The 13393-nt window shown below is 32.7% G+C and carries 7 protein-coding genes and 2 pseudogenes; 7 read left to right on the top strand and 2 right to left on the bottom strand.

Annotated elements, in window-relative coordinates; translation table 11 throughout:
* Positions 1 to 368 precede the first annotated feature (368 nt).
* From FWJ34_RS13340 to FWJ34_RS13310, 7 genes and pseudogenes are all read left to right on the top strand, one after another.
* Positions 369 to 1502 (top strand): CO2 hydration protein, encoded by a 1134-nt coding sequence (locus FWJ34_RS13340; RefSeq protein ID WP_308255818.1) that lies wholly within the window; start codon positions 369 to 371, stop codon positions 1500 to 1502.
* Positions 1503 to 1818: 316 nt separating this feature from the next.
* Positions 1819 to 4065, top strand: coding sequence for a ribonuclease R (locus FWJ34_RS13335; protein ID WP_308255817.1), 2247 nt, complete (start codon positions 1819 to 1821; stop codon positions 4063 to 4065).
* 35 nt (positions 4066 to 4100) lie between these two features.
* Complete coding sequence (locus FWJ34_RS13330) at positions 4101 to 5531, top strand: deoxyhypusine synthase family protein (RefSeq protein WP_308255816.1); 1431 nt, start codon at positions 4101 to 4103, stop codon at positions 5529 to 5531.
* Positions 5532 to 5896: 365 nt separating this feature from the next.
* On the top strand, positions 5897 to 7942 hold the full coding sequence (locus FWJ34_RS13325; protein ID WP_308255815.1) for an AarF/ABC1/UbiB kinase family protein: 2046 nt from the start codon (positions 5897 to 5899) through the stop codon (positions 7940 to 7942).
* 145 nt (positions 7943 to 8087) lie between these two features.
* On the top strand, positions 8088 to 8300 hold the full coding sequence (locus FWJ34_RS13320) for a hypothetical protein (RefSeq protein WP_308255814.1): 213 nt from the start codon (positions 8088 to 8090) through the stop codon (positions 8298 to 8300).
* A gap of 106 nt (positions 8301 to 8406) precedes the next feature.
* Positions 8407 to 11265, top strand: a pseudogene (locus tag FWJ34_RS13315) (DNA methyltransferase).
* A gap of 113 nt (positions 11266 to 11378) precedes the next feature.
* A pseudogene (locus FWJ34_RS13310) lies at positions 11379 to 11570 on the top strand (type IIL restriction-modification enzyme MmeI); the annotation flags it as partial.
* A gap of 82 nt (positions 11571 to 11652) precedes the next feature.
* Here FWJ34_RS13310 and cobM read toward each other — a convergent pair.
* Positions 11653 to 12438 carry a precorrin-4 C(11)-methyltransferase gene (cobM, locus tag FWJ34_RS13305; protein ID WP_308255812.1) on the bottom strand — a complete coding sequence of 262 codons (786 nt, stop codon included), beginning with the start codon at positions 12436 to 12438 and terminating at the stop codon, positions 11653 to 11655.
* 513 nt (positions 12439 to 12951) lie between these two features.
* Positions 12952 to 13393: bluetail domain-containing putative surface protein (locus tag FWJ34_RS13300; RefSeq protein WP_308255811.1), on the bottom strand; the 442-nt coding region annotated here is incomplete at its 5' end.

Below are 13393 nucleotides of genomic sequence, written 5' to 3'. Positions count from 1 at the left end.
TTGACTTGTTCCACAATTAGCAGCAATGGTTAATAGACTTCTCCAAAAAATCTGATTTTAACTCAGGAATCATTAAAAACATAGCCTAAATTCATAAATAGTTTATTATAATTGATTGCATTTTTAATTATGGTCGATGTCTAATGGGTAATAGATAGTGAATAGTTGACAGGAAGACTAGCAGACAGGTTGACTTTTTGCTTTCTCATTCTAAATTCTTCGGGGAAAAGTTACTAAAATTGATCTTAAACTATCCAAATTTTATCTCAGTTTTTATTTTGCACTCGTGTCTATTAGCTATAAAATTCATTTTATGGTAGTTCTGAACTATAACATATAAATATAAATATTACTAACTTATTTTAATTATGGTAACAACTTCTCTTAAATCTTCTAAACATCCTTTAGCAGAATATATCCACCGTTTAGAATCAGGAAAAAGTCTTTTACAAGATAGCCCTGAAAATGTTCTTGAAGTGGTAGGTATTTTAAAATCTTACGGTATTGTTTTAGATGCTTATTCTAATAATCTTAATTATATTGCTGAACATCAATTTTTAGTATTATTTCCCTTTTTTAAATATTTTAATGGTGATTTTTCAGGCAATAAACTTCTTCGTCATTGTTGGCACGATCGCATAAATTTTGAATATGCTGAATACTGTATGAGAGCAATGTTATGGCATGGAGGAGGTAAGTTAGACGAATATGTAGATAGTGAAGAATTTAGTCAAGCAACGAAAGAAGCCATTAAGGCAAAATTGCGAGGAAATCCGTTTATATCAGGCTTAAATAAGCTTTTTCCCCACTTTTTATCTGAACAAGTCAAAATGTTAGCTTATTACTCGGCATTGGGGCAATTTTGGCGAGTGATGAGTGATATATTTATCAGTTTATCTGACAGATATGATCAAAGTGAAATTAACTCCATTGAAGAAGTAGTCAAACACATTTTAGATGGCTTAGTAGCCGATGCCAATAAAGCGATTACCTACGCTGTAGAAATTCAGGGTAAAACCTATGAATTAATACCTCAAAAAGCAGGATTAACTTTTCTCATGGATGTTGCCGTACCTTATGTTGAAGCTGTGTTTTTTCGTGGTACACCATTTTTAGGTACAGTATCTTTTAACGCTCAAGAATATCAAATCCCATTCGATCAATCATTATTTACCTATGGGGCATTATACGCTGATCCGTTACCCGTTGGAGGTGCTGGAATTCCACCAACATTATTAATGCAGGATATGCGTCATTATTTACCTGATTATTTACAAGAAGTTTATCGCAATACCACTAGAGGAGAAGATGATTTACTGGTAAAAATTTGTATTACTTTTCAAAAGTCTATGTATTGTGTAACCACAGCCGCTCTTCAAGGATTAGCACCTTATAGCCTAAATACCGAAAATATTGAGGAAAAAAAAGCTAATCGTCAATATTTAGAGCAATGGATGAATAGATTTACTACTTCTCGTATTTTAGACGTAAATGATCAATAATGTTGTCAGGGTTTCTGAACCTTACCTTTAAATCTGATAAAATCATCAAAGATTCAAATTTTAAAATTAATGGTAAAATTTGCTGTATATTAGTAGGTTGAGAATAAAATTAATAGGTAATCAGGGGAATTAAACTTTTGTTTTCGTTTAATTACTTAAATATCAATCGATAGCGATCACAATACCATTATCCCCATTACCGAAGATATTTTGTTTTTTCCAGATACCATCACCATTAAAGATTGTATGGGAAAACTTTGCTTTATTTTTAGTCCCTGAATCAACACAATTATAGATATTTGAAAGGATATAGTCAATGGAATTTTCAATCGCTACAATACTTTCTCACCTTAGTGTAGATAAACTTGTGCCAGGAAAAGTACTCGAAAAAAAACTAGGCTGTGAAGAATCTGAAGAACTCGAAAAACTACAAATCGCCCTTGATGTTTTAGAAAAAGTAGGTGTAGTTACAAAAGAGTTTGGTAAATACCGCCGAGTTATAGAAGAAGATGTAGTAGAAGCTAAGTTACGTTGTTCAAGTAAAGGTTTCTGTTTTGCCATTCAAGATGAGGAAGATGCTGACGATATTTATATTCGAGAAAGTCACCTCAGTAATGCTTGGAATAGCGATCGAGTTTTAGTAAAAATTATTAAAGAAGGCACTCGTCGTCGTTCTCCTGAAGGAGAAGTAAAATTGATTATTGAACGGGCAAATCCTTCTGTTTTAGCCAGAGTTATTGAAGATAGTGGGGATTATAATGCCGTACCTTTAGACGATCGCCTTTTATTTGAGTTAAGTTTAAAAGAAAATGGTCAATCTTTAAAAGAAACAGTTAATCATCTAGTTCATGTTAATGTTTTACGTTATCCTTTAGGGCAAAATCCACCCTTAGGAAAAATTATCCGAGTGTTAGGTAGTGATGCAGAAACCGCCGCCGATACTGATATTGTTTCTTCAAAACATGATTTACCTCAAGAATTTTCCGAAAGAGTATTACAAAAAGCCTCTCTTTTAACGGCGGATATTACTGCTGAAGAATTGGAAAATCGTCTTGATTTAAGAGATTTATTAACTGTTACTATTGAACAAGAACTAACTAAAGAGCTAAATTTATTTGTTGAAAGTGCTTTTACTCTCCAAAAAACTGAAGAAAATCATTGGCTTTTAGGTATTCATCTTGCGGATGTAGCTCACTTTGTTGAACCTGAAACTCACTTAGACAGGGAAGCTCGTAAACGTGGTACTAGCGTTCATTTAGGAGATAAAATTATTGATTTATTTCCTAAAGCTGTGCAAAATTGTGCCTCTTTAATTCCTCAGGAAGATCGGTTGAGTGTTTCTGTACTTCTAACTTTAGATGATAAAGGGCAAGTTATTAAATATCAAATTCAACCTTCTGTTATTCGGGTAGATCATCAGTTAACCCATAAAGAAGTACAATCTATGATTGGCACTGGTAGTGCTAAACCAGAATTAGAAACGACTTTAGACTTACTCAATCATCTTTTCTTTGAATTAAGTCCATTAGTTAAAGCTCAAAGATTACAACGAGGTGGTTTTGATCTTAATTTAGATAATATTACTTCCTATTTTAAAGACGAAGGTAGAATTGGGGCGATCGCCTCCTATCCTAGTTTACCAGTACTGTCTTTAATGACAGAATTAATGGTATTAGTGGGAAAAGTAGTAGCCGAACATTTGACGGAATTGAAACTACCTGCTATTTATTGTACTCAAGCAAAACCAGATTGGGATGAATTGGAAGATTTATTAAAATTAGTAACTAATTTAAAACTTGATTTTCACTTGGAATCCGAAGACGAATTACAACCCCTCGACTACTATCATCTTATCCAAGAATTTGGCAAATCTGACTATGAAAAAGTCCTCCATTACCTCTTATTAAACTCCCTTAAATCTAATAAATATACCCAACACCCCTCCTCTCACTTTGGTTTAGCTTTACCTATTTATACTCACTGTGTTTCCCCTGGACAACGGTATATTGACTTACAAATACAACGAGTTTTAAAAGCACTTTTTGAACATGGCCGCGATCGCCGTCATAGTCGTGCAAACAAAAGCGTTGAATTATTAAGTAGTACTTGTCACGGTGATATTAACTGGAATGTTTTACCACCAGCAATACAAACAAATTTAGAAACAGACTTACACTCTCTTATCACTCATCTTAACGAAAGAGAAAAAATAGCCCAAGATGCGGAATCTGATTTAATTGGGTTAAAAAAAGCCGAAAAAATGAAAGATTCTACGGGAAAAGTCTTTACAGGCTTAATTACAGGAGTGCAATCTTATGGCTTTTTTGTCCAAATTGAAGACACCTTAGTAGAAGGATTAGTTCATGTTAGCTCATTAAAAGATGACTGGTATGAATACCGCTCACGTCATACTTGTTTAGTGGGCAGAAAAAACCGTATTGCTTATCGTCTTGGTGATACCGTAGAAGTTGAAATTAAAAGCGTTGATTATTATCGTCAACAAATAGACTTAGTAACTGTGCGCGGTGGTAGTACAGCTATTGATGCTGATTTTGAAGAATAATAATGAATAATGAGTAATGAGTAATAGGTAATACCATGAAAGAATTAGAACTTTTAGATCTCAATAAATGTTACACAGTTGCCAATATTGTCTTTGCGATGAATCAGTGTTCTTTTGGTGGGAGAATGTTAGGAGAAGTAACCCTAAAAATTAGAGATTGGATTGAAGATCAACAAATACCTATTGCCGTTTATGATGGGAAACTTGATAATCCTTTAGGAAAACTACTATTAGAAATGGTTAATCGTGGGTGGTTGAAAAAATTAATATCTCCTCAAGAATATGGCGAAAGTAGTGATTTCAATGAAAAAGTCATTATTATTGGTCTTTTTTCGGAAAAATATCAAGAGGTTTTATACCACAAACCTGAAGAAGCAATTTATATTAACTCTTATGGTATCGCCAAGCCAGGGCAAATTGCCGATGGTTATTTCCCCAATGTAGTTTTTTGTGATCCTAGATTGATTATTCCGATAATTTTTACTTGTCTTGAGGAAATCTTTGCCCAAAAACCTCTCAATATCACTGAATTTATAAACTTCATTCATAGCTATGGTGGAGTTGCTACGGAAATGAGTAACGGTGCAAAAACCCTATTAGCAATGGTGAAAGATCCAGATTGTAGCGTATTTTTAACCCTAAGTGGGGCAATGACGATCGCCAAGATGGGGTTAATTATTTGTGATATGATTGAGCAAAATATGGTACAGGTAATTTGTAGTACGGGGGCTTTAATGGCTCACGGATTAATTGAAAGTGTAGGATTAAAGCATTTTAAGTATAATTTTCATGATGATGATGCTTTTTTAGCGGAACAAAAATTAAACCGTGTTACAGATACCCTTGAACCAGAAACTAATTTTGATCATGTTGTACATATTTTGAATAAAATCTTAGAAAAATGTAATCCTCAAGAATATCTCAGTCCTCGTTTATTTCATCATTTAATTGGTGAATATCTTCAGCAAAATTACCCCACCCAACGGGGAATATTAAAGTCTGCTTATGAAAAAAATGTCCCTGTTTTTGTCCCCGCTTTTGTGGATTCAGAAATAGGTAATGATATTTACTTATACAATTACAAAAGAAAAAAAGAGCAAAAAAAACCGATAATTTTTGATTTAGAATTAGATACTCAACATTTAATTGAATTAGCAACAAAAGCAAAAAAACTTGGTATATTTACCATTGGTGGCGGTGTACCCAGAAATAATATTCAAAATGTTAGTCCATTAATTGATTTAATTAATGAAAGAGAAAAAGAAAATTTACCTCTGAGAAAATTTGCTTATGGTTGCCGAGTTTGTCCTGAACCTATATATTATGGTAACTTATCAGGTTCTACTTATTCAGAGGGAATGTCATGGCGTAAAATGGAACTAAACGGTCTTTTTAGCGAGATTCATGCCGATGCGACAATTATTTGGCCTTTTTTAGTGAAATATGTCATGGAAGCCACTAGGTGAGAGAAATTTGAGATAATTTTCCCAAAATGTTGGTTTTTAATTAGGGTTTGCTGTTAGAAATCAAAAAGCTATAAAAATCTTAGAATTTAGCTATTACCCATTATCCATTGCCCATTGCCTAACTTGTGCCACAACTCTAATAAATGATAATTTATGGCTTAATTTTTAATTTTCTTAAAAAATCTAAAGATCTTGTTACAATAATTAACAAAACAATGAGATGATTAAAGACAATTTATTCTTCATCATCCTCGATTTTTGTTGCCCCGTGTAAGGGTTTAATAGATTAAGCCCCTACAGTTAACCATGATTATTGAGTGTCCTATATTTTTGTATAACTTTAATAGATAATATTAAGTAAATTCATGACTCAAGCTATTACACCCACAGAAATTAATGAAAATGCCGAAAATATTATCAATGTCCATTCTCAGCCTGTGGTAATTCCTGCTCAACATCAAGAAAATTTAGGTCCTATTAGTGATATTTCCCCTGATAGTTGGCGTTATAATCCTGATATTATCATCAAATATTATCATAAGCGATGGATTCAAGTATTCAGTCGATTGTTGAATATTATTTTCCCATTGGCAGGTTTGATGTTTGATAATTGGTGGGATTCTCTGTGGGGTAATTCCAGCAAAAATGAGTCTAAAAGAGCAGTTAAACTGAAGAAAGTATTAACAAAATTAGGTCCTGCTTATATTAAAATTGGTCAAGCATTGTCAACACGCCCGGATTTAGTCTCCCCTGCTTATTTAGAAGAATTAACCACATTACAAGATCAACTACCACCTTTTCCCAACGACATCGCCTATCAATTTATCAAAGAAGAATTAGGTGCAACTCCAGATCAAATTTACGCCGAAATATCTCCTAACCCTATTGCAGCAGCCTCTTTAGGGCAAGTTTATCGAGGAAAACTCAAAACAGGAGAAGAAGTGGCTATCAAAGTGCAACGCCCTGATTTAGTCAGACGTATCACCCTTGATATTTATATTATGCGTACTCTTGCAGGATGGGTGAAACAAAACGTAAAACGAGTGCGTTCAGATTTAGTCGCCATTACCGATGAATTATCCGAGCGTATTTTTGAAGAAATGAATTACCTTCAGGAAGGCAAAAACGCCGCTAAATTTAATCAATTATACGGGCATTTACCAGAGATTTATGTGCCGAAAATTTATTGGGAATATACTGGTAGAAGGGTGTTAACTATGGAGTGGATTAATGGCACAAAATTGACGAATATCCAAGAAATCCAAGCTCAAGGTATCGATGCCACTTATTTAGTAGAAGTAGGTGTACAATGCTCCTTAAGACAGTTGTTAGAACATGGTTTCTTTCATGCAGATCCACATCCGGGTAACTTATTAGCTATGCCTGATGGCAGATTGGCTTATCTTGATTTTGGCATGATGAGTACTATTTTACCCTACCAACGCTACGGATTAATTGAAGCAGTAGTTCACCTTGTAAATCGTGATTTTGAAGGTTTAGCTCAAGATTATGTTAAATTAGACTTTTTAACTCCAGAAACTGACTTAAAGCCTATTATACCAGCATTAGCAAACGTTTTTAATAACGCTCTTGGTGCTAGTGTAGCTGAATTAAATTTCAAAAAAATAACCGATGAAATGTCGGCGATGATGTATGAATTTCCTTTTCGAGTACCAGCCTATTATGCTTTAATTATTCGATCAATGGTGACATTAGAAGGTATTGCTATTAATATTGATCCTAATTTCAAAGTATTAAGTAAAGCCTATCCCTATGTTGCCAAAAGACTGCTAACAGATCAATCTCCAGAATTGCGCAATTCCTTAAAAGATTTATTATTTAAAGATGGTAGTTTTCGTTGGAATCGTCTTGAAAATTTATTAAGAAATGCCAAAGATTCTCCCGATTATGACTTTGATAAAGTTGTCAATCAAGGGGTAGATTTTTTATTCTCTGAAAGAGGTGCTTTTATTCGAGATAGATTAGCTGATGAAATTGTCAATTTTTTAGATAATTTTGCACAGAAAACATGGTTAACTATTTCCACAACTGTTAGAGAAACTATCGGTTTAAAACTAAAATCTACCATCAATAATAATGGTAATGGTAAAGCGGCAATTAATGCAGAATCGATGGAACATTTAACCAATATTTTGCAAATATTACAAGAAACAGATGGTTATGATCCGTTAAAATTAATTCCTATTATCACCAATATTTTACAAAATAGTGAAACCTCAAAATTTAGTCAAAGAATTGCCGGAGGATTAGCCCAAAAAGCAACCGCTAGACTAATCCGCAATATTTTATTAAACTCAAATAATCAAAATAACGGTAATGGCAATAACAGTAGTTTTAAATCGAATCCTCAGTTATCATTACCATCAACAATTAAATTAAGTAATCAATAGTGAAAGTAGTGGTTTAATAGATTAAGCCCGTCAAATAATACTTGTAAAACAGGCATCTTGCCCGTAATTTAAACTATTCATTCCTCATTCTTTGTGAAATAGGAATCTTTCCTGTAATTTAAACTATTCACTACTCATTCTTAATATGGATAAAGATACTCGTTTCGCTTTTTTAGTCATCGGTTTACCTTTTTTAGGTTTAATTTATTGTTTGGGTATTATTTTTCTTTTTATCGTCTCTCCTTTTGCTCAAAATCATGCTTTTATTACTGGTATTCTTGCCGCAATGATACCATTTTCCATCGCCGTTTTTTTATGGATAAGAGCTTCTGCTAAAGCCTATAATAAAAATAATTAGTTTATAATTGAGAGGCAATTTCTACTATTCTGAATTTTGTTGTTATGAAGTTAATTCAAAATGAAAAAAATAACTCCACCTTATAACCGTTAAATAACAAAAAATTATGCCTTTAAGTTGGAATGAAATCAAAAATCGGGCGATCGCCTTTACTCAAGAATGGCAAAATGAAACCTCAGAAAATGCTGAAGCAAAATCATTTTGGGATAGTTTTTTTGATGTTTTTGGAGTGTCGAGAAGACGGGTTGCTACCTTTGAAAAAGTAGTTAAAAAATTAGATAATAAACAGGGATTTATTGATTTACTTTGGAAAGGTGTTATTTTAGTTGAACATAAATCGAAGGGCAAAAATTTAGAGAAAGCCTATCAACAAGCTATGGATTATTTTCCGGGTTTAAAAGAGTATGAATTGCCTAAATATATCCTAATTTCTGATTTTGCAAGGTTCAAATTATATGACTTAGAAAATGACATCAATCATGAATTTTTGCTCACAGAATTTATTAATAATTTCCACTTATTTGATTTTATAGCTGGGTATAAAAAACGAGAATATAAAGATAGTGATCCTGTTAATATTCAAGCAGCAGAATTAATGGGAGAATTGCATGATCGACTTAAAGAAATTGGTTATGAAGGACATCAATTAGAAGTTTATTTAGTGCGTTTATTATTCTGTTTATTTGCCGATGATACTGGTATTTTTAATCAAGGTATTTTTCATGAATATATAGATTTACATACTAAAGAAGATGGTAGCGATTTAGCTATTCATTTAGATTCAATTTTTCAAATATTAAATAAACCAGAAGATAAAAGGCTCAAAAATTTAGATGAACATTTAGCTCAATTTCCTTACGTTAATGGTAAGTTATTTTAGGAAAAATTAGATCATGCTTCCTTTGATAGTCAAATGAGAGAAATGTTATTAAAAGCCTGTGGTTTAGATTGGGGTAAAATCTCCCCTGCTATTTTTGGTTCAATGTTTCAAGCGGTTATGAATCCTAATCAAAGACGTAATTTAGGGGCTCATTATACCTCAGAAAAAAATATTCAAAAAGTTATTAAACCTCTATTTTTAGATGATTTATATGTAGAGTTTGAAAAGAAAAAAAATAATCAAAATAAGTTGAAAGAATTTCAGGAAAAAATCGCTAAATTAAAATTTTTAGATCCCGCCTGTGGATGTGGTAACTTTTTAATTATTACCTACCGAGAGTTACGAGATTTAGAAATATTAGTCTTAAAAGAATTAAATAAAAAAGGACAATTAGAGTTAGATATTAATAACCTTATTAAGGTGGATGTAAATCAATTTTTTGGTATCGAATTAGATGAATTTGCTGTGAGAATTGCAGAGGTTACTATGTGGTTAATTGATCATCAAATGAATATTAAAGTCAGTAATGAATTTGGTCAATATTTTGTCCGTTTACCTTTAAAAAAATCTGCTAAAATCATTCATGGAAATGCTTTACAATTTAATTGGGAAGAGATTTTTTTCTCGCAAAGGCGCAAAGGCGCAAAGGAGTTTTTGGGTGATGTTTCTGAAGTTAATTTTAAGGACGCAAAAGGTTTTCATCATTCTCTTTTTTCTTTTAATTTCATCTTTGGTAATCCTCCCTTTGTGGGTAAAAGTTATCAAAATACTGAGCAAAAAGCTGACATAAACTTAGTGTTTAAGGGAGTGAAAAATGCTGGTGTTTTAGATTATGTTTGTGCATGGTATTTAAAAGCCTCTCAATATCTTAACCTCCCTGATTCTCCCCTTAAAAATGAAGACAGTTTTGTTAAAACCCGTTGTGCTTTCGTGAGTACTAATTCGATTTCTCAAGGAGAACAAGTAGGCATTTTATGGCAAGAATTATACACTAAATATAAGATTAAAATTCATTTTGCTCATCGTACTTTTTCTTGGAGTAATGAAGCTAAAGGGAACGCTGCGGTTCATTGTGTTATTATTGGTTTTGGCTTAGAAAATATCGATTATAAAAGGCTTTTTTTTTATGAAAATATCAAGGGTGAAGTAACGGAAATTAAAGTAAAAAATATCAATCCTTATCTAGTAGAAGGTAATGATTTAATTATCTTAAAAAGAAGTAAACCTATTTCAGATATACCTTTAATTAAATTTGGAAATCAACCAATTGACGGTGGAAATTTAATAATTGAAAATAAAGAGGAATTAAATAATTTTTTAGCAGATTCTTCATCTGAAAAATATATCCGTAGATATATGGGAAGTCATGAATTTATCAATAATATCGATAGATGGTGTTTATGGTTAAATAATATAACTCCTGATGAAATTAGAAAGAATAAAAAAATTTATGAAAGAATTGAAAAAGTCAAACAATTTCGTTTAGCAAGTAGCAGAAAAGAAACAAAAGAATTAGCATTAACTCCGACAAAATTTGCTTTCATTTCTCATCAAGAGACAGATTATATTGTTATTCCTAGTGTCTCATCTGAAAATAGAAAATATATTCCTATTGGTTTTATGCCAAAAGAAATTATCACAAGTAATCTTTGTTTAATTATTCCTAATGGTAATTTATTTTTATTTGGAATTTTAACCTCAGAAATGCACATGACATGGGTTAAATATGTTTGTGGAAGACTAAAAAGCGATTACCGTTATTCAAATACTATTGTTTATAATAACTATCCTTTCCCTGAGAATGTGACGACAAAACAACGGGGAAAAGTCGCAAATTTAGCTCAAAGAATCTTAGATATAAGAAATAAATATTTTGATAGTAGTTTAGCGGATTTATATGATCCTTTAACCATGCCAAATGACTTAATAGAAGCTCATCAAAACCTTGACAAAGCAGTCGATTTATGCTATACAAATCAACCTTTTTCTAGTGAGTTAAATCGCATCGAATTTCTTTTTAATTTACATGAAAAAATCAGTACACCTTTATTAAAATGTGAGGTAAAAAAAGGCAGAAAAAAGTAAATCTCTCAAAAATTTACAAAGATTAATGCTTCGTATTGTATTAAAAATATTTTGGTAATTTATTATAAATAAATTTAAACACTATGGTTTGAAGTTGAAACGAAACAAAAAGTATGGCGATCGCCTTTACTCAAGAATGGCAAAATGAAACCTCAGAAAATGCGGAATCAAAGTCATTTTGGGATAATTTTTTCAATGTTTTTGGAATATCCAGAAGACAGGTTGCTACCTTTGAAAAATCTGTCAAAAAATTAGATAATAAACAAGGTTTTATTGATTTACTTATGAAAGTATTAATACTCCTCTGTTAAAAACTGAGAAGAAAAAACCCACTATTCCTCAAAAAAATTTGAATGATGAATATAAAGTTTGAAAATTATTCAACCCCTACTTATTTCCTGTAACCAATTTTGGGCGAAATAAATGACTATGTTCAGGGTGATATAATCGAGAACGAAATTTATCATCTGATAGTTTTTTTAACGCTGGACTGATAATATATACTGTCGTACGAATCAAATTATGTTCTTCTGTGGCGATCGCCATTTCCCAAAGAGGCACAATCAAAATCTTTTCGTCTTCCCAACCAACTCGATAACATATTGCCACTGGCGTGTCAGAGGGATAATACTCTAATAAATCTTTTTGGGCTTTTTTCACATGACGAGCGGCTAAATATAAACACAGACTAGCCTGATGAGCTGCTAAACCCTTTAATTCTTCTTTTTCTGGAACGGGGGATGCACTACCGCTAACTCTTGTTAAAATGATGGTTTGCACTAATTCAGGGACAGTTAATTCACTGCTAATTTTCGCCGACGCAGCCTGATAAGCACTAATACCAGGTATTAATTCAAAGGGAATATTTGCTTCTGCTAATTGTCTCATTTGCTCATGAATAGCACTATAAAGGCATAAATCACCGGATTGAAGCCTAACGACAGTTAAACCTTGTTTGACTTTTTCAATCATTAAAGGGACAATTTTTTCTAAAGTTTGATTCCCCGTTGCTATTAATTGAGCGTTGGATTTTACATCCTTTAAAATCTGTTTTGGTACTAAAGAATCTGCATATAAAATTACATCGGCTTGAAGTAAGATTTTATAGGCTTTGATTGTTAATAAATCAGGATCTCCGGGTCCTGCACCGATAAAATATACACCAGATTTCATGATTTTAATAGTTAGGGTGTGATGAAAAAGTCTTTCGATTGAATAAACCACATTTTTTATCTCTCGCTTTCGTTGCTTTCATCGCAAAGGAGAATGCACCGAAGATGGTTTAAAGAAATGAAAACTGCTGTAAAAGAAGTTCTGTTCCTTTATGAGCGGGCGCAAAGAACGGCTAATAGTTGCCACACATCTTCTGTGGTTATTGTCACGGTTAAACCCTTCATCAATTTTTCTACCTATAATTTTATCCTATTCAAAAAGTGATCGCTCCTCTCTCATGGAAAAAAGCGATCGCCATTCATATATAGTAGAAGTTACGCACTTTACAAATTATCAATAATGTGTAATAACGAAATATCGTTATTTGAGGCAATTAGTAATAAATATAAAATATCTGGTAATCAGAAAAAAATAATACTAAAAATGACCTTATAATGCTGGAAAAGCCATACTCATATTTAATGATTTTTGTCAATGCGTAAGTTCTATATAGATCAATTCTTAAGAGTAGGATTAAACAAAGACGCTACTAACAGCAATGTTGCCCAAAGCGGGTAAAGTCCCCGTAGAACCAGTTAAATTGACAACTAAGTCGTTAGCGGACTGAAAACCTGCAGTACTATCATTAACCACAAGGTAAGTTCCGGTAATTCCGGCAGTAGTAACTACCACTAGAGCCGCACTATTAACCCCTAATGCTTGAGCTCCTGCCAAAGCCCCATCAGCATCTGTAAATACACTATTTACGACACTGGCTAAAGTAGCAACACTACTATCAACAGCACGACTAAAGCTGGTAGGAGCACCAGTAACCACTCCTCCTGAAGTCAAGAGATCAATTTTGTCACTGCCAAAAGCAAAGTCAGTAATGCGATCGGTGAGAGTAACAGAAGATTGCCCAAACTCGAAGGTATAGGTATCGGCACCGGCACCACCAGTTAGAGTGTCTTTACCC

It is taken from the genome of Geminocystis sp. GBBB08, from assembly GCF_016743215.1.
Lineage (GTDB): Bacteria > Cyanobacteriota > Cyanobacteriia > Cyanobacteriales > Cyanobacteriaceae > Geminocystis.
Note: the sequence above shows the minus strand (reverse complement) of the source record. Positions and strands in the feature narration are given on the sequence as shown.

Coding starts and splice junctions, on each gene's coding strand:
- FWJ34_RS13340 (WP_308255818.1), top strand. CDS start 369: ATGGTAACAACTTCTCTTAAATCTTCTAAACATCCTTTAGCAGAATAT.
- FWJ34_RS13320 (WP_308255814.1), top strand. CDS start 8,088: ATGGATAAAGATACTCGTTTCGCTTTTTTAGTCATCGGTTTACCTTTT.
- FWJ34_RS13335 (WP_308255817.1), top strand. CDS start 1,819: ATGGAATTTTCAATCGCTACAATACTTTCTCACCTTAGTGTAGATAAA.
- FWJ34_RS13330 (WP_308255816.1), top strand. CDS start 4,101: ATGAAAGAATTAGAACTTTTAGATCTCAATAAATGTTACACAGTTGCC.
- cobM (WP_308255812.1), bottom strand. CDS start 12,438: ATGAAATCTGGTGTATATTTTATCGGTGCAGGACCCGGAGATCCTGAT.
- FWJ34_RS13325 (WP_308255815.1), top strand. CDS start 5,897: ATGACTCAAGCTATTACACCCACAGAAATTAATGAAAATGCCGAAAAT.